Source organism: Phytopseudomonas daroniae (assembly GCF_004327285.1).
Classification (GTDB): Bacteria; Pseudomonadota; Gammaproteobacteria; order Pseudomonadales; family Pseudomonadaceae; genus Aquipseudomonas; species Aquipseudomonas daroniae.
The window spans coordinates 58,424-78,523 of the sequence record NZ_QJUI01000008.1; the positions used below are offsets into that span (position 1 = coordinate 58,424).

The window sequence follows — 20,100 nt, forward strand, 5'->3', positions numbered from 1 at the left end:
GCTGGCCGGCTGCAAGCGGCTCAGGCGTCCAGTTTGATGACCTTGGCCAGGACGATCTTCGGGCCTTTCATCTTCTTGACGATCAGGCGCAGGCCGGCGACTTCCAGAGATTCCTCTTCCTCGGGAACGCGCTTGAGGGTTTCGTAGATCAGGCCGGCGAGGGTTTCCGCCTCGATGTGGTCGAGGTCGACGCCGAGCAGGCGTTCCAGCTTGAACAGCGGCGTGTCGCCGCGCACCAGCAGCTTGCCCGGCTGGTAGGCGAGGATGCCGCGTTCGGCCTTGCGGTGCTCGTCCTGGATATCGCCGACCAGGGCTTCGAGCACGTCCTCCATGGTCAGGTAGCCGATGACCTTGCCGTCGGCTTCCTCGACCAGAGCGAAGTGCGCGCCGCCCTTGCGGAACTCTTCGAGCAGTTCGGACAGCGGCAGGTTGCGGTTGACCTTTTCCAGCGGGTGCATCAGCTCGCTCAGGCGCAGGGTCGAGGGCAGCATTTCCAGCTGCGACAGGTGCAGCAGCAGATCCTTGATGTGCAGCACGCCGACGAACTCGCCGGCGGCTTCGTCGTAGATCGGGTAGCGGCTGTACTTGTGACGGCGGAACACGCTGAACACTTCGTCCAGCGAAGCATTGAGCTCCAGATAGACCAGGTCTTCACGGGAGTTGGCCCAATCCACCACTTCCAGTTCGCTCAGTTCCACGGCCGAGGCGAGTACGCGCATGTCCTGATCGGTCGGGTCGCTGGCGCGGCTGGAGTGCAGGATCAGCTTGAGCTCGTCGCGGCTGTAATGGTGATCGTGGTGGGTGCCCGGCTCGCCCTGGCCGGCGATACGCAGGATGGCGTTGGCGCTGGCGTTGAGCAGGAAGATCGCCGGGTACATGGCCCAGTAGAACAGGTACAGCGGCACCGCCGTCCACAGCGATAGCAGCTCGGGCTTGCGGATCGCCCAGGATTTGGGCGCCAGCTCGCCGACCACGATGTGCAGGTAGGAAATGATGAAGAAGGCGGTGAAGAAGGCGATGCCGTGAATCAGCTTCGGCGACTCGATGCCGATCGAGGTCAGCAGTGGTTCGAGCAGGTGGGCGAAGGCAGGCTCACCGACCCAGCCAAGCCCGAGAGAGGCCAGGGTAATGCCCAACTGGCAGGCCGACAGGTAGGCATCGAGCTGGTTGTGCACGGTGCGCAGGATGTGTCCACGCCAGCCATTCTCCTGGGCCAGGGCTTCGACCTTGGTGGCCCGCAGCTTGACCATGGCGAACTCGGCGGCGACGAAGAAGCCGTTGAGTAGTACCAGGAACAAGGCGAACAGCACGAGGCCGAAATCGGCGAAATAGGTGGAGAAAGAGACGCTCGTAGAGGGATCCATGGGGAGTTCGTGTGACCAGATATTGCTAAAGGGTGGGGCCTGGGACGGTGCTTTGCAATAGGTCTAAACGCGGTGCGCTATCTGGGTGGCCGGGAAATGGCAGATGAACAGGCTGCCCTTGCCGACGACGCTGGTGATATCCAGCTTGCCGCGGTGGCGCAGCAACACGTGCTTGACGATGGCCAGGCCCAGGCCGGTACCGCCGGTATTGCTGGCGCGGCTGGAGTCCACCCGATAGAAGCGTTCGGTCAGGCGCGGCAGGTGTTTGGCCTCGATACCCGGGCCGCTGTCCTGCACCGAGAGGTGGGCGCCCTGTTCGTTTTGCCACCAGCGGATGCGGATCTCGCCCTCGGCCGGGGTGTACTTGACCGCGTTGAACACCAGGTTGGAAAAGGCGCTGCGCAGCTCCGATTCGCTGCCCTTGAGTTTGAGCTGGGGGTCGGCTTCCAGGCTGATGCGGTGGTTGCGTTCGGCGGACAGTGCCTGGGCATCGGTCTTGATCGACAGTAGCAACAGATCGACCGCCACCGGCTGATTGTCGGACGGATAGTCGGTGGCTTCCAGCTTGGCCAGCAGCAGCAGATCGTTGAGCAGGCCCTGCATGCGCGAGCCCTGCTGCTGCATCTGCTGCAGGGCACGGCGCCAGCGTGGATTGATGTCGTCCACGTTGTCCTGCAGGGTTTCCAGGTAACCGGAAATCACCGTGAGCGGCGTGCGCAGTTCGTGGGATACGTTGGCGACGAAATCCTTGCGCATCTGTTCCAGCTGGTGCAAACGGGTCACGTCGCGCACCAGCATCAGGTGTTCCCGATTGCCGTAGCGGGTGATGTTCAACTGCAGCTGCTTGCGCGGGTTGACCGGCGAGGGCAGATCGAGCGGTTCGAGGTAATTGCCACGCTCGAAGTATTCCTTGAAGCGCGGATCACGCACCAGGTTGGTGATGGACTGGCCGCTGTCCTGGGGCGTTTTCAGGCCCAGCAGGGTTTCCGAAGCCTTGTTCCACCATTCCAGGTTGCCGTTGCTGTCGAGCATGATCACCGCATCGCGCAGGGCCGCGGTGGATTCCTGGACGCGGTCGATGACTGCTTGCAGGCGGCCACGGGCACGCTGGTTGCGGCGCTGCAGGTGATAGATGCTGTCGAACACCTCGCCCCACAAACCGTAGCCGTCGGGCGGCGGTTCGTCGGGCTGGTGATCCTTGAGCCAGGCGTGCAGACGCAGCAGTTGGCTGAGTGTCCACGCCAGGTGAATGGCCAGCCCCAAGGCCAGCGCCCAGGCATAGTGGCCGGTGATCAGGCCCACCATCAGGCAGGCTGCGATCAGCAGCAACAAACGGCGGGTTATGGCGCCACGCCAATGGCTCGTCACGTTTCGTTCATCCGCCAGCATGTCCCTGTCATGTTGCGCTCCAGGCTGCCGGTCAGCCCTTGGTGGAGAAACGATAACCGGTGCCGCGCACCGTCTGCACCAGGTTTTCGTAGGCTTCGCCGAGTGCCTTGCGCAGACGGCGGATATGCACGTCGACAGTGCGCTCTTCCACGTAGACGTTGCCGCCCCACACCTGGTCGAGCAACTGGCCGCGCGTGTAGGCGCGTTCCTGGTGAGTCATGAAGAACTGCAGCAGGCGGTATTCGGTCGGGCCCATTTCCGCCGGCCTGCCATCGATGGTCACGCGGTGGCTGATCGGATCGAGTAGCAGCCCGCCCACTTCGATAGGGCCTTCGCTGTCGCTGGGGCCAGCACGGCGCAGTACGGCTTTCAGGCGGGCGACCAGCTCGCGGGGCGAGAAGGGCTTGGTGATGTAGTCATCGGCACCGACTTCCAGACCCTGGATCTTGTTGTCCTCTTCGCCTTTGGCGGTGAGCATGATGATCGGGATATCTCCGGTCAGCTCGTCGCGCTTGAGGCGCCGCGCCAGCTCGATGCCGCTGGTTCCGGGCAGCATCCAGTCGAGCAGGATCAGATCGGGTTTGCGGTCGACGATGATGGCGTGGGCCTGCTGGGTATTTTCCGCTTCCAGGCACTCGTAACCGGCCATTTCCAGCGCCACCACGATCATTTCGCGGATTGGTGCTTCGTCATCGACGATCAGGATGTTCTTGCCAACCATGGATCAAGCCTCGGTTCATTCAACTGTCATGCGGCGCATTAGATAACGGAATTATTGCAGCGATATGACAGGTGCGCGGCAAGAGCTGCGTAGCCCAGCTCTGCCGGCACCTCGAACAGGGTGGTACAGATATGGGTATTGGTGCTCGGCACTCAATTGTCCTGCTGATTCAGATGCGCCTGCCCGGCGGGCGTCAGGCGATATTGCTGTAGCCGACTGTTGGGCTTGGCCGGCAGGGTGTACTCGATAAGGCCGGCGGCCAGGAGTTGGCGTACCGCCTGGTTGAGCGTCCCGGAGATGCTTTTCTGCCCCAGCGCGTGGGACAGTGCCGCCTTGCTAGAAGCACCACCGAGCAGGCGACGCAGCACCCTGGTTTCCAGCGACTCTGGCTGTGACTCTGGCTGTGACTCTGGCTGTGACTCTGGCTGTATCAGGGTTGCCTCCAGTGTCGGGGCGGGCAAGGTGGCCTGCGGCAGCATCACGGTCACGCGGAAGATCGACTCCTCACTGAGGCGTGGATCTTGCCCGCCGAAAGCGCGGGCGTACTTGAACAGGTTGCGCACGCCGGAGCCCAGCTCCTCGGCCCATTGCATTTCACGGAACACCCGGGCGATGGCCGGATTCTTCGGCGACGGGGTGAAGTCGTCCGGGCGCAGCAGGCCCAGGCCGTGCGGGTTATTGCTGTTCTCGGTGGTGATCCGGTCGCGCTGGATAATCAGTTTGGCCGGGAAGGGGTTGAGATACTCGCGGTGGATCAGCAGGTTGGCCACCACCTCGCGAAAGATGCGCTCGCGCAGGCTGATGCGCTGATCGCCTTCCAGGTAGAAGGGATCGGCGACGTGCTTGCCGACGAAAGCCATCAGTCGGTCGTAGCTTTCCAGCAGGTTGGTGCGGATATCGTCGCGGTCGTCGTAACGGTCGAGGTCATGCACCCGCAGGATGGCGTCGGTGCGGTGGTGCGGCACCACACCCAGCACTAGTTCGTCGCGGCCGAACAGCAGGGCGCCGGCCATGGAGATGCCTTCCGCCCCGGTCTGGTAATCGCGTTGGTACAGTCGCGCGCTTTTCAATAGCTCCAGATCGTCCAGCTCGGCCCAGGCGTGACCGCTGCGCTGCAGACGCACGTTGTGCCGCACGCGCTCGATAAGATCGCTGCGCAGGTCATCCAGGCGGATATACGGGAAAACACGATTTTCGCTATAGCCGACCTGTTTGCGCAGATACAGCTCGCTCAGCAACTGGCCATGGCCGGTGATATCGAAATCGCCGTCCTCGTTGCGGATGAACACCCGGTTGCTGCAGCTATGCACCTGGGAGCTTTCCGGCACGCTGAGCACCAGCAGGATCTGCCCGTCCAGCTCCAGTTGTTCTGGAACCAACGGCATTGGCGGGTTGATCTTCTGCGAGTTGTGCAGGGTATTGACCAGATCCTTGCGGATTTGCGTTACCGCCTCGGGGGCGATACCGGTAATGCTGCCATCGTCCGCCGTGCCCAGAACCAGGGTGCCGCCGCGCTGGTTGAGAAAGGCGCAGATGGTCTCGTACACATCGCGGTTCAACGCCTCGCGGGCGCGCTTGAACTCGACGGTCAGGCCTTCGCCGTCACGCAGCAAACCTGTCAGATGTTCCGGCGTCATATCTGCATTCCCGGGTTGGCCCAAGCGCTGCCAATATCTTGGCTTTCCATGCCAAGCCTTGTGTCGGATTCTGGTGACTGCGCGATATTAACCCGTCAGGTGCGAACAGCGTAGTCGAGGACGATCCCGATGAATATCGCCAGGCCGGCCCAGTGGTTGTGCAGGAATGCCTGGAAGCAGACCATCGGCTCGCGCCCACGGGTCATGTGAAACTCCCAGACGAAACAGGCGGCGGCGGCCAGCAGACCGAGGTGGAAGTACAGGCCCAGCTCGAAGCGCGCGCCGGCCAGCAGCAGGCACAGCAGGGTCATGCCCTGCAAACTGAGGATGATCACCCGATCGGCATCGCCGAACAGGATGGCGGTGGATTTCACCCCGATCTTCAGGTCGTCCTCGCGGTCGGCCATGGCGTAGTAGGTGTCGTAGCCCACCGTCCAGATCACATTGGCCAGAAACAGCAGCCAGGCCGCCATCGGCAGGCTGCCGGTCTCGGCGGTAAAGGCCATCGGCATGCCCCAGGAAAAGGCGGCACCGAGCACCACCTGCGGGTAGTAGGTGTAGCGCTTCATGAAGGGGTACAGCGCCGCCACGCCCAGGGCGCCGAACGACAGCCAGACGGTGGTGGCGTTGGTCAGCAGCACCAGGCCGAAGCTCAGCGCCACCAGCACGGCGAACAGCACCAGTGCCTCGCGCGCGCTCACCCGGCCACTGGCCAGCGGACGGGCCTTGGTACGGCTGACATGGCCGTCGAAATTACGGTCGGCGTAGTCATTGATTACGCAGCCCGCCGCGCGCATCAGGATCACCCCGACCACGAAGATCACCAGGTTCTTGAGGCTCGGTACACCTTCTGCGGCGATCCACAGCGCCCACAGCGTCGGCCAGAGCAGCAGGTAGATGCCGATAGGCTTGTCCATGCGCGTCAGTTGCACGAAGTCCCAGGCGCGCGGGTGCAGGCGGTTGAGCGATTGCAGCAGGCGGGTGTACATCGAACGTGTCTCCTGGCGGGTTGCGCCGATTATATGGACTGGTTATGGCATGCCTGCTCGGTCGGTGACGGCCTGCCAGAAGTCGGGCAGGAAGACTTCGGCCACCAGCACACCCAGCGCGCCGCGACGGAAACACGAACGGCGGCCCCATAACGCCTCGCTGCGGCGATCCGCCGGTAGCCAGGCAGCCGGGTAGCGGCAGACCTGCAGGGCGCCGCGGTCGAAGGCCCGATCGCTGAACAGCAGTTCGCCGAGCGAGCGACTGCCCAGGTGCTGCAGTTCCATTCCCGAGTTCTGCAGGGCACCGCGCGCCGCAACGCTGCGGGCGAACACCCAGGGTTGGCCGTGCCCGCACAGATATACCTCGCGTACCCAGCCCTGGCTGTCTGCAGTGACATCGAGGGCCGCGCACTCGTCGCTGCGCAGCGTCTGCCAGCCTTCGTTCAGCGGCATGACGCTGAAGCCATTGTCGGACAGCGCCGTCAGCCGCCGGGTCAGCGAGTCTTCGTTGAACAGCCAGTCGCGCTTCTGGTCGCCGGGTTCCGGCAGTTGTGCAGCGTTTAGCCAGTGTGGGGGTGGCAGGTTGTCGGGCACGGCAGCAAATCATCGTGATGCATGGGGTGCGCGAGTCTAGCACGCCGCTCTAGGCCCAGCCCTCCAGGCGCATGGTGGCGCGCACCAGGCGTTGCTCCTCCTGCTCGATCTCCTGGAAATTGTCGCGGATGCTGTAGATGTGCTGGCGCGCGGCACGTTGCGCCTGCTCGGGCAGGCGGTTGATCACCGCGTGGTACAGGCGGGCGTGCTGGCGGTCGATCTGGCGTTTCTGCGCGGGGCGGTGATAGAGATTGTTGACCGAGGCGAATACCGAATTGAGCATCAGGTCGGTCAGGGATTTCAGCGTGAACAGCAACACCGGGTTGTGCGAGGCATCGCAGATGGCCAGGTGGAAAGCATGGTCAAGGCGTGCCTGTTCGTAGGCATCGATGTCCGTTTGGCCGTGGGCGGCGAGCATTTCCTCGTAGCGGCGGGTCAGCAGGATGAAGTCGGCGTCGGTACCGCGCAGGGCCGCCAGGCGTGCTGACTCGGATTCCAGCAGGGCGCGCACTTCCAGCAGGTCGAAGAGGGTGCGCGGCTGCGAGCTGAACAGATGCATCAGTGGGCTGGCATCCTGCGGCCCGGAGAGATTGGCGACCCGCGAGTCGCGCCCATGGGTGGTAGCGATGATGCCGCGCCCGCGCAACACCTGCAGGCCCTCGCGCAAGGCTGAACGGGAGATGCCCAGTTTCTCGCACAGGCGTCGTTCCGAAGGCAGTGGCTGGCCGGCCTTGAGTACGCCGTCGACAATCAGGCGCTCGATGCGTTGCGCCACGGCATCGCTGACCTGGCGGCGTACCTCCGGTTGTTTCGGGTTCATCTGGGCTGCTCCATTAACTGGTCGTACCAGCTGTGAATGCGCTTATGGATAAAGATGAATATAGAACCATAACCCTTGATTCACAGCGTTTTAATCGTTCCGTGGACGAAAAGAGATATCCATAAACTGGTACGACCAGTTACCTGATCGATGGACGTCAGGTAGGGCACGGGCTACACCTTCAGGCACAAGCAAGCAGCCGCCACGGTCATGGGCTGCACAAAACAATAACAACGTTGCCTGAATGAGCCCTGCCATGAGCATTGAATATGACGAGCGCGTCGATGGCGTCCTGCCTGACGTCGACCGAACGGCCCTGCTGGCTGAACTGCAGGCGCTGCTGCCTGACCTGACGGTGCTGCACGCCGCGGAAGATCTCAAACCCTATGAATGCGACGGCCTCTCGGTCTACCGCAGCACGCCGCTGCTGGTGGTGTTGCCCGAGCATGTCGAACAGGTCGAAGTCCTGCTCAAGCTCTGTCATCGGCTAGGCGTGCCCGTGGTGGCGCGTGGCGCGGGCACCGGCCTGTCGGGAGGCGCGTTACCGCTGGAGAAGGGCATCCTGTTGGTGATGGCGCGCTTCAAGCGGATTCTCGATATCGATCCGGCTGCACGCCTGGCCCGCGTTCAGCCGGGCGTGCGCAACCTGGCGATTTCCCAGGCAGCGGCGCCATTCGGTCTGTACTACGCGCCGGATCCGTCCTCGCAGATTGCCTGCTCCATTGGCGGCAACGTCGCGGAAAACGCCGGTGGTGTGCATTGCCTGAAGTATGGGCTCACCGTGCACAACCTGCTCAAGGTGGAAATCCTCACGGTCGAAGGTGAGCGCATGACCCTGGGGGCCGACTCGTTGGACGCGCCGGGTTTCGACCTGCTGGCGTTGTTCACCGGTTCCGAGGGTTTGCTCGGTATCGTCACCGAGGTAACGGTCAAGTTGCTGCCCAAGCCACAGATGGCCAAGGTGCTGCTGGCCAGTTTCGACTCGGTGGAAAAGGCGGGGCGCGCGGTGGCGGACATCATTGCCGCGGGCATCATCCCCGGGGGGCTGGAGATGATGGACAATCTGGCGATCCGCGCCGCGGAGGACTTCATCCACGCCGGTTATCCGGTGGATGCAGAAGCCATCCTGCTGTGCGAGCTCGATGGCGTCGAAGCCGATGTGCATGACGACTGCGAGCGGGTGAAGGCGGTGCTCGCTGCCGCTGGCGCGACCGAGGTTCGCCAGGCCCGCGACGAAGCGGAGCGGGCGAGGTTCTGGGCCGGACGCAAGAACGCCTTCCCTGCGGTGGGACGCATCTCGCCCGACTACTACTGCATGGACGGCACCATTCCTCGGCGCGAATTGCCCGGTGTGCTCAGGGGCATCGCCCAGCTCTCCGAAGAATACGGTCTGCGCGTGGCCAACGTGTTCCATGCCGGTGACGGCAACATGCACCCGCTGATTCTCTTCGATGCCAACCAGCCCGGTGAGCTGGAGCGCGCCGAGGCCATCGGCAGCCGTATTCTCGAACTCTGCGTCAAGGTTGGCGGCAGCATCACCGGCGAGCATGGCGTGGGGCGCGAGAAGATCAACCAGATGTGCGCGCAGTTCAACAGTGACGAGCTGACTCTGTTCCATGCCGTGAAGGCAGCCTTCGATCCCCGCGGTCTGCTCAATCCGGGCAAGAACATTCCGACCCTGCACCGCTGCGCCGAATTCGGCTCGCTGCATGTGCATCACGGCCAGTTGCCCTTCCCTGAACTGGAGCGTTTCTGATGAACATGCACAGTTCGATGGACGCCAGCGGCGTGCTGCTGGAGCAGGTTCAGCACGCCCTCGACAGGCAGACGCCACTGCGCATCCAGGGCGGGGGCAGCAAGGCATTCCTCGGTCGCCAGGTCGACGGTGAGCTGCTCGATACCCGGATTCACCGCGGCATCATCAGCTATGACCCGACCGAGCTGGTGATCACCGCTCGCGCCGGCACGCCGCTGAGCGAGGTGCAGGCGATACTGGACGAGGCCGGGCAGATGCTCACCTGCGAGCCGCCCTATGCAGCGGCGGGCGCCACCCTGGGCGGCATGCTCGCTGCGGGGCTGTCCGGGCCTCGGCGGCCCTGGGCCGGTGCCGTGCGCGACCTGGTGCTGGGTACCCGGCTGATCACCGGCCAGGGCAAGCATCTGCGCTTTGGTGGCGAAGTGATGAAGAACGTCGCCGGCTATGACCTGTCGCGTTTGCTGGCAGGCAGTTTCGGTTGCCTGGGGGTGATCACCGAGATTTCCCTGAAAGTGCTGCCCAAGCCGCGGCACCGGCTCGGCTTGAGCCTGGAGATGGACGCCGATATGGCCTTGCGCAGGTTGGCCGAGTGGGGCCAGCAGCCGCTTCCCCTCAGCGCTGCCTGCCATGATGGCGAACGGTTGCGCCTGCGCCTGGAAGGAGGCGAGGGTTCCGTGGCGGCAGCCCGCGAGCGCCTGGGTGGCGAACTGCTCGAAGACGGCTACTGGGACGATCTCAACCAACAGCGCCTGGCGTTCTTTGCTGAACCGCAGGCATTGTGGCGCGTGTCATTGCCGAACAATACCGGTGTGCTGGCATTGCCGGGCACTCAGCTACTCGACTGGGGTGGCGCCCAGCGCTGGCTGAAGTCCGATGCCGACGCGCAGCGGATTCGCCAGCTGGTGAGCGCCCATGGCGGACACGCCAGCTGCTTCAGCGCCGGCCACTGCGACTCGCCGTTCCAGCCCCTGTCCGCTCCCTTGCTGCGTTACCACCGCCAGCTCAAGGAGCAGCTCGATCCGCAGGGGATTTTCAATCGCGGCCGCCTGTATGCGGAGGTCTGAAGCATGCAAACCAAGCTGAGTGAACAGGCTAGACAACTACCACGTGCCGATGAGGCCGAGCGCATCCTGCGCTCCTGCGTGCATTGCGGCTTCTGCAACGCCACCTGTCCGACCTACCAACTGCTGGGCGACGAGCTGGACGGGCCGCGTGGGCGCATCTACCTGATCAAGCAAGTGCTGGAAGGCAGTGAAGTGACAGCCAAGACCCAGCTGCATCTGGATCGCTGTCTGACCTGTCGCAACTGCGAAACCACCTGTCCATCCGGTGTGGAATATCACAGCCTGCTGGATATTGGCCGAGCGCTGGTCGATGCGGCCGTGCCGCGACCACTGGAGCAACGCATGTTGCGTAGCGGGTTGCGCGCACTGGTGCCGCAGGAGGCACTGTTCAAGCGCGTTACCCGGGCTGGTCAGATGCTGCGGCCACTGTTGCCGGCAGCGCTCAAGGCCAAGCTGCCGCGTAGCGCCGGTGCCGCCAAGCCGCGCCCGCAGGTGCGTCATGCACGGCGCGTATTGATGCTCGAAGGCTGCGTGCAGCCGGGGCTGTCGCCCAACACCAATGCCGCCGCGGCGCGGGTATTCGATCGTCTGGGCATCAGCGTCACCGCCGCGCGCGAGGCCGGTTGCTGCGGCGCCGTGGACTACCACCTGGACGCGCAGGCGCAGGGCCTGCAGCGCGCCCGGGCGAATATCGACGCCTGGTGGCCGGCCATCGAGGAGGGCGTCGAGGCCATCGTGCAGACGGCCAGCGGTTGCGGCGCCTTCGTCAAGGAGTATGCACACCTGCTCAGGGATGATCCGGAATATGCCGACAAGGCACGGCAGGTCAGTGTACTGGCCCGCGATCTGGTCGAGGTACTGCGTGAGGAGCCCCTGGAGTCGCTTGGCATCAGCACACAGATGCGCGTGGCCTTTCATTGTCCTTGCACGCTGCAACACGCCCAGCGTCTGGGCGGCGCGGTGGATGAAGTGCTCCAGCGCCTGGGCTTCACGCTCACTCCGGTTGCCGACGGCCACTTGTGTTGCGGCTCTGCCGGCACCTATTCGCTGACCCAGCCAGTGCTGGCCACACAGTTGCGCGATAACCGGCTCAATGCCCTGGAAAGCGGCCAGCCGGAGGTAATAGTCACCGCCAACATCGGCTGCCAGAGCCACCTCGACGGTGCCCGGCGCACTCCGGTGCGGCACTGGATAGAGATCGTCGAAGATGCCATGAACTGACGTTGTTCTGGCATCCAGCCACACCCCTACTTGAACAGAGGAATGCCCTATGCACAGCAAAGCCGTACTCAGCCAGATCGACGTCGCCCGCCTGCTTGCCGCTGCCCGTGCCGAGGCCCAGGCCAATAACTGGGCGGTGAGCATCGCCGTGGTCGATGACGGTGGTCATCCACTGGCCCTGGAACGCCTGGATGGCGCCGCGCCCATCAGTGCCTACATCGCCAGCGAAAAGGCCCGTACTGCTGCCCTGGGGCGGCGCGAATCGAAAGGCTACGAGGAAATGGTCAATGGCGGTCGCAGCGCCTTTCTCTCGGCCCCGCTGCTGACCTCCCTGGAGGGTGGCGTGCCAGTGCTGGTCGATGGCCAGGTGATCGGCGCCCTGGGTGTTTCCGGGGTCAAGGCCGAGCAGGATGCCCAGGTCGCCAAGGTCGGTATCGCCGCCCTCTGAAATGATTGCAATGGACTCAGGAGGATTGAACATGACTCAGCGTGTTAGCTGTCAGCGTCTGCAAGTGGCCGCCGACCTTCAGCGTTTCATCGATGAGGAAGTCTTGCCGGGCAGCGGCCTGCAGCGCGAGGCGTTCTGGGCCGGCTTCGATGCCCTGGTGCATGAGCTGGCACCGCAGAACCGCGCTCTGCTGGCCGAGCGTGACCGCCTGCAGGCGCAGCTGGATGACTGGCACCGCGCTCATCCCGGGCCGATCAAGGACATGCCCGGCTATCGGGCGTTTCTCGAAGGCATCGGCTACCTGTTGCCGCAGCCGGCCCAGGTACAGGCCAGCACGGCCAACGTCGACAGTGAAATCGGCAGCCAGGCCGGGCCGCAACTGGTCGTGCCGCTGATGAACGCCCGCTATGCGCTGAACGCCGCCAATGCCCGCTGGGGTTCTCTGTATGACGCCCTGTACGGCACCGACGCGATCAGTGAAGCGGACGGTGCGCACAGGGAGGGCGGCTATAACCCGGTACGTGGCGCCAAGGTCATTGCCTTCGCCCGTGCCTTTCTCGACCAGGCCGTGCCGCTGGCGAGCGGCTCGCACCGCGATGCCGGCGCCTACCAGGTGCAGGACGGCCAGTTGAAGGTGCTGCTGAACAACGGCGAGTACGCAGGGTTGCGCAATGGCGAACAATTCATCGGCTACCAGGGCGATGCCACTGCACCGAGTGCGGTGTTGCTGAAACACAACGGCCTGCACATCGAAATCCAGATCGATGCCAGCAGTCCGATCGGCTGTAGCGATGGCGCCGGGGTCAAGGATCTGCTGCTCGAGGCAGCCGTCTCCACCATCATGGATTGCGAGGATTCGATTGCCGCGGTCGACGCCAGTGACAAGGTGCTGGTCTACCGCAACTGGCTCGGCCTGATGCGTGGCGATCTGAGCGAGTCGCTGGACAAGGGCGGCAAGCGCATCCTGCGTACCCTCAACCCGGATCGTCAGTACACCCGTGCCGATGGTGGTTCGCTCAGCCTGCACGGCCGTTCGCTGCTGTTCATCCGCAACGTCGGCCACCTGATGACTACACCGGCGATTCTCGATGGCGACGGCCAGGAGATTCCAGAGGGCATTCTCGACGGCGTGATCACCAGCCTGATCGCCCTGCATGACCTCAAGAGCAAGGGCAACTCGCGTACGGGTAGCGTCTACATCGTCAAGCCGAAGATGCACGGCCCGCAGGAAGTGGCGTTCGCCGACCTGCTGTTCGCCCGCATCGAAGACCTGCTCGACCTGCCGAGACATACCCTGAAGATGGGCATCATGGACGAGGAGCGGCGTACCAGCATCAACCTCAAGGCCTGCATCGGTGCCGCCAGTGCGCGGGTGGCGTTCATCAACACCGGTTTCCTCGACCGCACCGGTGACGAAATGCACAGCGCCATGCAGGCCGGGCCGATGCTGCGCAAGGGCGATATGAAGAGCACCCTGTGGATTCAGGCCTACGAACGCAACAACGTGCTGGTCGGCCTGGCCTGCGGTCTGCGTGGCAAGGCGCAGATCGGCAAGGGCATGTGGGCCATGCCGGATCTGATGGCAGCGATGCTCGAACAGAAGGGGGCCCAGCCCAGAGCCGGTGCCAATACGGCCTGGGTACCGTCGCCGACCGCTGCGGTGCTGCACGCCCTGCATTACCACCAGGTCGATGTGCCGGCCGTGCAACGTGAACTGGAGCGCAGCGATCCCGACAGCCAGCGTGACAAGTTGCTCGAAGGCCTGCTCAGCGTGCCGGTCGCGGCCGACCGCAACTGGAGCGCGGCGGATATCCAGCAGGAACTGGACAACAACTGCCAGGGCATCCTCGGTTATGTGGTGCGCTGGGTCGAACAGGGCGTCGGCTGTTCCAAGGTACCGGACATCCACGATGTCGGGCTGATGGAGGATCGCGCCACCCTGCGCATCTCCAGCCAGCATATTGCCAACTGGCTGCAGCACGGCGTGGTCGATGCCGCGCAGGTGCGGGCGACTCTCGAACGCATGGCCAAGGTGGTCGATCAGCAGAATGCAGGCGATCCGCAGTACCGGCCCATGGCTCTGGATTATGCGGCCTCGGCAGCGTACCAGGCCGCCAGCGAGCTGATCTTCAAGGGCAGCGAGCAGCCCAACGGCTACACCGAACCGCTACTGCATGCCTGGCGCCTGCGCTTCAAGCAGGCACATTGACGAAGGCAGGAACAGTACAACTGTCGGGATATTCAGGGGTAATCCCGACAAATGCCCCGGTCGCTCAAGGCGGCCGGGGCTTTCGAGCATGAGTGCGATGGCGAGCGATCCTCGCCATCGCACTTGCATAAGGGCCCGACCAGCAATACCGGGTGCTTCAGCAGCGTGGCTCCGGGTAACCCCGGGGAACCGTGGTTCACAACAACAAGAAGGAACCCACCCATGAGTCAAACACTGTTATCGATTCTGGCTTTCGTACCCCTGGTACTGGCTGGCGTGTTGCTGATCGGCCTGCGCTGGCCGGCCAAGTACGCCATGCCGGTGGTTTTTCTGCTCACCGCGGCCATCGGCCTGACGGTCTGGGACATGACCCTCAACCGGGTCATCGCCTCCAGCCTGCAAGGGCTGATTCTCACCGTATCGATCCTGTGGATCATCTTCGGCGCCATCCTGCTGCTCAACACGCTCAAGTATTCCGGGGGCATGAGTTCGATTCGGCGCGGATTCGCCAGCATCAGCCCGGATCGACGGGTGCAGGCGCTGATCGTGGCCTGGCTGTTCGGCTGTTTCATCGAGGGTGCTTCCGGGTTCGGCACACCCGCCGCCGTGGTTGCCCCGTTGCTGGTGGTGCTGGGGTTTCCGGCCCTGGCGGCGGTGGTGCTGGGTCTGATCGTGCAGTCCACCCCGGTATCCTTCGGCGCGGTGGGTACGCCGATTCTGGTCGGTGTGGCATCCGGCCTGGATCAGGCAGGCCTCAGCCAGCAGTTGCTGGCAGCAGGCAGTAACTGGGACACGTTCTTTCACCTGATCTACTCGCGAGTGGCCATCACCCATGGCCTGATCGGCCTGCTGATGCCCTTGATCATGGTGATGATCATGACGCGTTTCTTCGGCAAGAATCAGTCCTGGCGCGAAGGCCTGGCGGTGGCGCCGTTCGCCATCTTCACGGCGATCTGTTTCTCGGTTCCCTACATCGCGGCCGGAGTATTCCTCGGTCCTGAGTTCCCCTCGATGATTGGTGCCCTGGTGGGCCTGGCGATCGTGGTGCCGGCGGCCAAGGCAGGCTTTCTGATGCCACGCGAGACCTGGGATTTCGCCGAAGCCAAGGATTGGCCGGCAGAGTGGATGGGCACGATCGAGCTGAAGATCGAAGAAGTGGCCGGCAAGGCGCCGATTCCTGTTGCCCTGGCCTGGGCACCCTACCTGCTGCTGGCGGTTTTCCTGGTCATCTCGCGGGTGTTCCCGGAGGTCAAGGCGGGCATGATGTCGCTAAGCTTCGGCTGGACCGACATTCTGGATGAAAGCGGCGTGTCCGGCTCCCTGGAACCCCTCTATTTGCCCGGCGGCATTCTCTGCGTCGTGGTGTTGCTGACCTTCTTCCTGCATCGCATGCGTGTGCGTGAACTGACCACCGCCATCGGTGAGTCGAGCAAGACGCTACTGGGAGCGGGTTTCGTGCTGATCTTCACCGTACCCATGGTGCGCATCCTGATCAACTCCGGGGTCAATGGCTCCGACCTGCACTCGATGCCGGTGGCCATGGCGGAGCTGGTGGCCAATAGCGTGGGCTCGGTATACCCATTCTTCGCCCCGGCCGTGGGTGCGCTGGGTGCTTTCATCGCCGGCTCCAACACCGTGGCCAACCTGATGCTCTCGCAGTTCCAGTACGACGCCGCTGGTCTGCTCGGCGTTTCCGGCACCATGATGGTGGCCGGCCAGTCGGTAGGCGCGGCAGCGGGCAACATGATCGCCATCCACAACGTGGTGGCGGCTTCGGCCACGGTCGGCCTGCTCGGGCGTGAAGGCATCACCCTGCGCAAGACCATGTTGCCGACGCTCTACTACCTCATCGCAGCAGGCAGCCTGACGATGCTGGCCATGTATGTCATGGGGCTCAGCGACCCGCTGATGGTCAGCTAGCTCGGCCGAGCAGGCCAGTAGATCCTGGTTATTCGCTGGCAATCAGGCTTTGCCTGGTCGCCAGCGGCTTGGCTCGCTTCGGTTATTACGGTAGCGTTCCGCGCAATGACCGTGAGACACGCCGGAGAGCGTTATGAAAAAGTGGCAATGTGTGGTCTGCGGATTTATCTACGACGAGCGTGAAGGTTGGCCCGACGACGGCATCGCGCCCGGCACCCGCTGGGAAGACGTGCCCGAAGACTGGCTGTGCCCTGACTGTGGCGTCGGCAAGATTGACTTCGAGATGATCGAAATCAACTGAGTTCACCCGAGAACCCAATCCAACAGGAACGAGCAATGAGCGACCCCGTGGTGATCATCGGCACCGGCCTGGCCGGCTACAACCTGGCGCGCGAGTTTCGCAAGTTGGACAATGAAACGCCGCTGTTGCTGATCACTGCCGACGACGGTCGCTCGTACTCCAAGCCGATGCTGTCCACCGGTTTCGCCAAGAGCAAGGATGCCGATGGTCTGTGCATGGCCGAGCCAGGCGCGATGGCCGAGCAGTTGGGCGCCCAGGTGTGGACGCATACGCGAGTCACCGGTATCGACCCCGGTCACAAGCGCCTGTGGATCGGCGAAGAGGCCGTGCCGTATCGCGACCTGGTGCTGGCCTGGGGCGCCGAGGTGATGCGCGTGCCCATCGAGGGCGACGCCCGCGACGAGCTGTTCACGGTCAACGATCTTGAAGGTTACGCGCGTTTTCGCCAGGCGGCGCTGGGTAAGCGTCGGGTGCTGATTCTGGGCGCCGGGCTGATCGGCTGCGAATTCGCCAACGACCTGTCGCTCGGCGGCTATGAGGTCGATCTGGTGGCGCCTTGCGAGCAACTGATGCCCGCCTTGCTGCCGGTAGAGGCTGCCGCCGCCGTGCAAGGCGGTCTGCAAGCTCTGGGGGTGCGCCTGCACCTGGGGCCGGTGCTGAGCCGCCTGGAGTACGCGAGGGGTGGGCTCGAGGCGCATCTGTCCGATGGCCAGGTGATCGCCTGTGATCTGGTGATCTCGGCCGTTGGCCTGCGCCCGCGCATCGACCTGGCTGCCGCTGCCGGCCTGGCCGTAAACCGCGGCGTGATGGTCGACCGCGAACTGCGTTCTTCGCACGCCAATATCTACGCCCTGGGCGACTGTGCCGAAGTCGACGGCCTCAACCTGCTCTACGTAATGCCGCTGATGGCCTGCGCGCGTGCGTTGGCGAAGACGCTCAGTGGCACGCCGGGCGAAGTGGCCTATGGGCCCATGCCGGTTACCGTGAAGACGCCCGCGTGCCCGCTGATCGTGTCGCCGCCGCCGCGTGGAACCCAAGGAAGCTGGACGGTCGAAGGAAGTGGCGCGGATATCAGGGCGCTGTGTCACGACGTATCCGGCGCCTTGCTGGGCTACGCGCTGACAGGTGCGGCGGTGCAGGAAAAGCTGGCGCTCAATCGTCAATTACCTGCCTTGCTGCCCTGATCGTTCTGTCGCCTGCTCGACAAAATGCCGGATTTAGCCAGGAACAGGACTGGCGAAGCCCTTTAGAGCGTGCCATTCTCCCCAGGCCTGCCCGCAGCGTAGAGCTGTCGCGGCGCCTTGGCGCTGCAGGGCACGGAACACAACAACAACAACCGTAAAAGAGGCATTTATGCGCAAACCGGAACTCGCCGCCGCTATCGCGGAAAAAGCTGATCTGACCAAGGATCAGGCCAATCGTGTACTCAACGCCGTTCTCGAAGAAATTACCGGTGCACTGAACCGCAAGGACAGTGTGACGCTGGTCGGTTTCGGCACCTTCGTCCAGCGCCATCGTGGTGCTCGTACCGGGAAGAATCCGCAGACCGGGCAGCCCGTCAAGATCAAGGCCAGCAACACCGTCGCCTTCAAACCAGGCAAGGCTCTAAAGGACTCGGTCAACTGAGCCCCGGGGTCTGTTGATGTCTCTGCGCAACCTGTAAGTCATCAGCGCGGCAGTTTTGATATGTCAGCAGACCCTCATCCCCCAGAGTCGGCGCTAGCCGTCATCCATAAGGCCGGCTGCCAGGCTTCCGGCAAGTCGCTACAATGCGCGGCCTTCGTATCTAGCCAACAGGCCATGTCATGAAATTCCGTTTTCTTCTGTGGATGCTGGGCCGTCTCATGGCCAGGGCAAGTCGTGACAATCCGGCGTTTCGCCAGCAATTGGAGGGGCGCGACCTGGTGTTCCAGCTGCATACGCTGGATGGCAAGATCGCCCGCCACTTCATCGTCAGCGAGCAACGCGTCAGCAGCAAGCGCGGTACGGTCAGCGAGCCGGCCTTCGCCATCGGTTTCAAGGATGCGGCCCATGGTTTCGCCACCCTGACGGCGAAAAACAAGCAACTGGCTTTCATGCAGGGTATCCAGAACAAGGACATCCAGATTCAGGGCAATCCTGCTCTGGTGATCTGGTTCCAGGGCCTGACCAAATACCTGCGTCCCAAGCGCCCGGCCGACAAGAAAGCGGCCTGATTCAGCGGGGAGCGTTCGCGGCCACAGGCAAGGCGAGTGGCCGCGGCTGCAGCGTCAGTTCGGCGAGCCGAACTGCTGCGAAGCGAGATCGCGCAGGGCGATCTCTGCGGCCAGTACCTTGCTCAGCGCTTCCTCGGCCTTGTCCCGGCTGATGCCCAGATTGTCGAGCAGGCTTTGCGGAATCTCGCGCTCGGGCCCGGTACCAATATCGTGGTTGCGCAGCAGGCTGACCGCCAGATAGACCAGGTTCGGGTAGGTGGAGTGGTTGCCGCTGTAGCTCGGGTCGTGCTGGAAGCGCAGGGCAACCGCCAGTTCCTCGGGCATGTCCCAGTAGCGCATCAGCCAGGAGCCGATCTGTTCGCGGCTGATACCCAGCAGATGCTGCTCGATGTAGCTGTGCGGCAGGTGCTGGTTGACCTCCAGGTGCCGGCAGATCAGCGAGAAGTGCGGCGGAAACACGTGGGCCAGCACCAGGTTGCCGAAGTTGTGCAGCAGGCCGGCCAGGTAGGTCAGCCCTGCTTCCGGGCGTTGCGCACGCGGCATGGCGCGGGTCAGCCCTTCGATCACGGCGGCAGTGTAGATCGCTTGTTGCCAGTAGGGCGTGGTCTGCTGGGGTTGATCCTTGGGCAGGCTGAGCGTCTTGCCCAGCGCCAGGCCCAGCGCCAGGTTGATCACCAGATCGAAGCCCAGCACGCGCACGATGGCGTCTTCCACTGAACGGATCTTGCCGGGTGCGGCGTAGTAGGGCGATGCCGCCCAGCTCACCACCTGGGCTGCCAGGGCCGGGTCGGTCTCGACCACGCCGGTGATGTCATCGACGGTGGCGTTGGGGTCGACCCGCAGCTTGATGATCTTCTGTGCGGTTTCCGCCAGGGGCGGAATCTCGATGGTCTCTTCCAGGCGCTGCTGGATACGCCGCGCCGTGAAGGCCTGAACCGCGTGATTGATCTCGTTGCGATCGTCATCAGGGCGGTTGAGGTTGGGCCGAACCTTGCTCACGGGTTCGCCGAAGCGGGCGGCACTGGCCTTGCCCAGCAGACCCTTGAAGGCATCGGTGTACAGTTCCAGCAGCACGCCGGGCTCGCCCGACTGGATATACAGGCTCGGCGCCTCGAGCAGGCGTTCGTCGTACAGGCAAGGCGAGCTGGTCAACGCGGGGATGCCAGGCAGCACGCGCAGGTCATGCTTGCCGAGCATGCGATCAAGGCGCTCGGGCTTGACTGCCGTCAGCTTGCGGCCGGTCAGTTCGGCCAGGCGATTGAGGTCGAGCAACTGGTTCTGCGGAAATAGCACCAGCAGGGCGCCTACGGCATCCTCGAGCAGAACGGTCTGCACGCGCTGTGCCGTCGGCAGCCCAGGCTGCTCGTTGCGTACCTGGTAGCTCAGACCGAGATTTTCCAGCAACTGACGAATCACCAGAGGCGGTTGGGGGGAGGTGTCGGCGATGGCTACTTCAGTCATGACGTGTTCCG

The 20,100-nt window shown here is 63.6% G+C and carries 18 protein-coding genes; 10 read left to right on the top strand and 8 right to left on the bottom strand.

The annotated features are described in order from the left end of the window. Nucleotides 1-20: 20 nt before the first annotated feature. The 7 genes from DNK06_RS10410 to glcC form a co-directional block, all read right to left on the bottom strand. Nucleotides 21-1,364, bottom strand: a complete 1,344-nt coding sequence (locus tag DNK06_RS10410) for a hemolysin family protein (RefSeq protein WP_131179964.1) — start codon at nt 1,362-1,364, stop codon at nt 21-23. Between the two features lie 63 nt (nt 1,365-1,427). Next, nucleotides 1,428-2,732: a phosphate regulon sensor histidine kinase PhoR gene (gene phoR, locus DNK06_RS10415; protein ID WP_131179965.1), complete on the bottom strand. Its 1,305-nt coding sequence runs from the start codon at nt 2,730-2,732 to the stop codon at nt 1,428-1,430. A 52-nt stretch (nt 2,733-2,784) separates the two neighbouring features. Beyond that, the gene (phoB, locus tag DNK06_RS10420; RefSeq protein ID WP_131175579.1) at nt 2,785-3,474 is read right to left on the bottom strand and encodes a phosphate regulon transcriptional regulator PhoB; all 690 of its coding nucleotides are present in this window, start codon (nt 3,472-3,474) and stop codon (nt 2,785-2,787) included. 152 nt (nt 3,475-3,626) lie between these two features. Beyond that, nucleotides 3,627-5,111 (bottom strand): RNA-binding domain-containing protein, encoded by a 1,485-nt coding sequence (locus DNK06_RS10425; RefSeq protein WP_131179966.1) that lies wholly within the window; start codon nt 5,109-5,111, stop codon nt 3,627-3,629. Nucleotides 5,112-5,206: 95 nt separating this feature from the next. Next, nucleotides 5,207-6,100, bottom strand: coding sequence for a 4-hydroxybenzoate octaprenyltransferase (ubiA, locus tag DNK06_RS10430; protein ID WP_131179967.1), 894 nt, complete (start codon nt 6,098-6,100; stop codon nt 5,207-5,209). Nucleotides 6,101-6,142: 42 nt separating this feature from the next. Further along, nucleotides 6,143-6,694: a chorismate--pyruvate lyase family protein gene (locus DNK06_RS10435; RefSeq protein ID WP_131179968.1), complete on the bottom strand. Its 552-nt coding sequence runs from the start codon at nt 6,692-6,694 to the stop codon at nt 6,143-6,145. Between the two features lie 49 nt (nt 6,695-6,743). Continuing rightward, the gene (glcC, locus tag DNK06_RS10440; RefSeq protein ID WP_131179969.1) at nt 6,744-7,514 is read right to left on the bottom strand and encodes a transcriptional regulator GlcC; all 771 of its coding nucleotides are present in this window, start codon (nt 7,512-7,514) and stop codon (nt 6,744-6,746) included. 256 nt (nt 7,515-7,770) lie between these two features. Between glcC and glcD the strand changes: the two genes are divergently transcribed. The 10 genes from glcD to DNK06_RS10490 all read left to right on the top strand — a co-directional run bounded on the left by glcD (nt 7,771) and on the right by DNK06_RS10490 (nt 18,628). Further along, nucleotides 7,771-9,270 (top strand): glycolate oxidase subunit GlcD, encoded by a 1,500-nt coding sequence (glcD, locus tag DNK06_RS10445; RefSeq protein WP_131179970.1) that lies wholly within the window; start codon nt 7,771-7,773, stop codon nt 9,268-9,270. Next, on the top strand, nt 9,270-10,334 hold the full coding sequence (glcE, locus tag DNK06_RS10450) for a glycolate oxidase subunit GlcE (protein ID WP_131179971.1): 1,065 nt from the start codon (nt 9,270-9,272) through the stop codon (nt 10,332-10,334). Before glcD ends, glcE begins: the two co-directional genes overlap by 1 nt. Nucleotides 10,335-10,337: 3 nt before the next feature. Beyond that, nucleotides 10,338-11,555 (top strand): glycolate oxidase subunit GlcF, encoded by a 1,218-nt coding sequence (gene glcF / locus DNK06_RS10455; protein ID WP_131179972.1) that lies wholly within the window; start codon nt 10,338-10,340, stop codon nt 11,553-11,555. 49 nt (nt 11,556-11,604) lie between these two features. After that, nucleotides 11,605-12,003, top strand: coding sequence for a heme-binding protein (locus tag DNK06_RS10460; protein ID WP_131179973.1), 399 nt, complete (start codon nt 11,605-11,607; stop codon nt 12,001-12,003). Between the two features lie 31 nt (nt 12,004-12,034). Next, nucleotides 12,035-14,212: a malate synthase G gene (locus DNK06_RS10465; protein ID WP_131179974.1), complete on the top strand. Its 2,178-nt coding sequence runs from the start codon at nt 12,035-12,037 to the stop codon at nt 14,210-14,212. Nucleotides 14,213-14,434: 222 nt separating this feature from the next. After that, entirely contained in the window at nt 14,435-16,132 is a 1,698-nt protein-coding gene (locus tag DNK06_RS10470) for an L-lactate permease (RefSeq protein ID WP_131179975.1), read from the top strand. Nucleotides 16,133-16,265: 133 nt separating this feature from the next. Then, the gene (locus tag DNK06_RS10475) at nt 16,266-16,433 is read left to right on the top strand and encodes a rubredoxin (RefSeq protein WP_131179976.1); all 168 of its coding nucleotides are present in this window, start codon (nt 16,266-16,268) and stop codon (nt 16,431-16,433) included. Nucleotides 16,434-16,468: 35 nt separating this feature from the next. After that, nucleotides 16,469-17,617: an FAD-dependent oxidoreductase gene (locus DNK06_RS10480; RefSeq protein WP_131179977.1), complete on the top strand. Its 1,149-nt coding sequence runs from the start codon at nt 16,469-16,471 to the stop codon at nt 17,615-17,617. 169 nt (nt 17,618-17,786) lie between these two features. Next, nucleotides 17,787-18,059, top strand: a complete 273-nt coding sequence (locus tag DNK06_RS10485; protein ID WP_073263100.1) for an HU family DNA-binding protein — start codon at nt 17,787-17,789, stop codon at nt 18,057-18,059. Nucleotides 18,060-18,238: 179 nt separating this feature from the next. Next, nucleotides 18,239-18,628, top strand: a complete 390-nt coding sequence (locus DNK06_RS10490; RefSeq protein WP_131179978.1) for a helicase — start codon at nt 18,239-18,241, stop codon at nt 18,626-18,628. Nucleotides 18,629-18,682: 54 nt separating this feature from the next. Here the strand turns inward: DNK06_RS10490 and DNK06_RS10495 are convergent, their stop codons facing one another. After that, entirely contained in the window at nt 18,683-20,089 is a 1,407-nt protein-coding gene (locus DNK06_RS10495; protein ID WP_131179979.1) for an aminoacyl-tRNA deacylase and HDOD domain-containing protein, read from the bottom strand. Between the last annotated feature and the right edge of the window lie 11 nt (nt 20,090-20,100).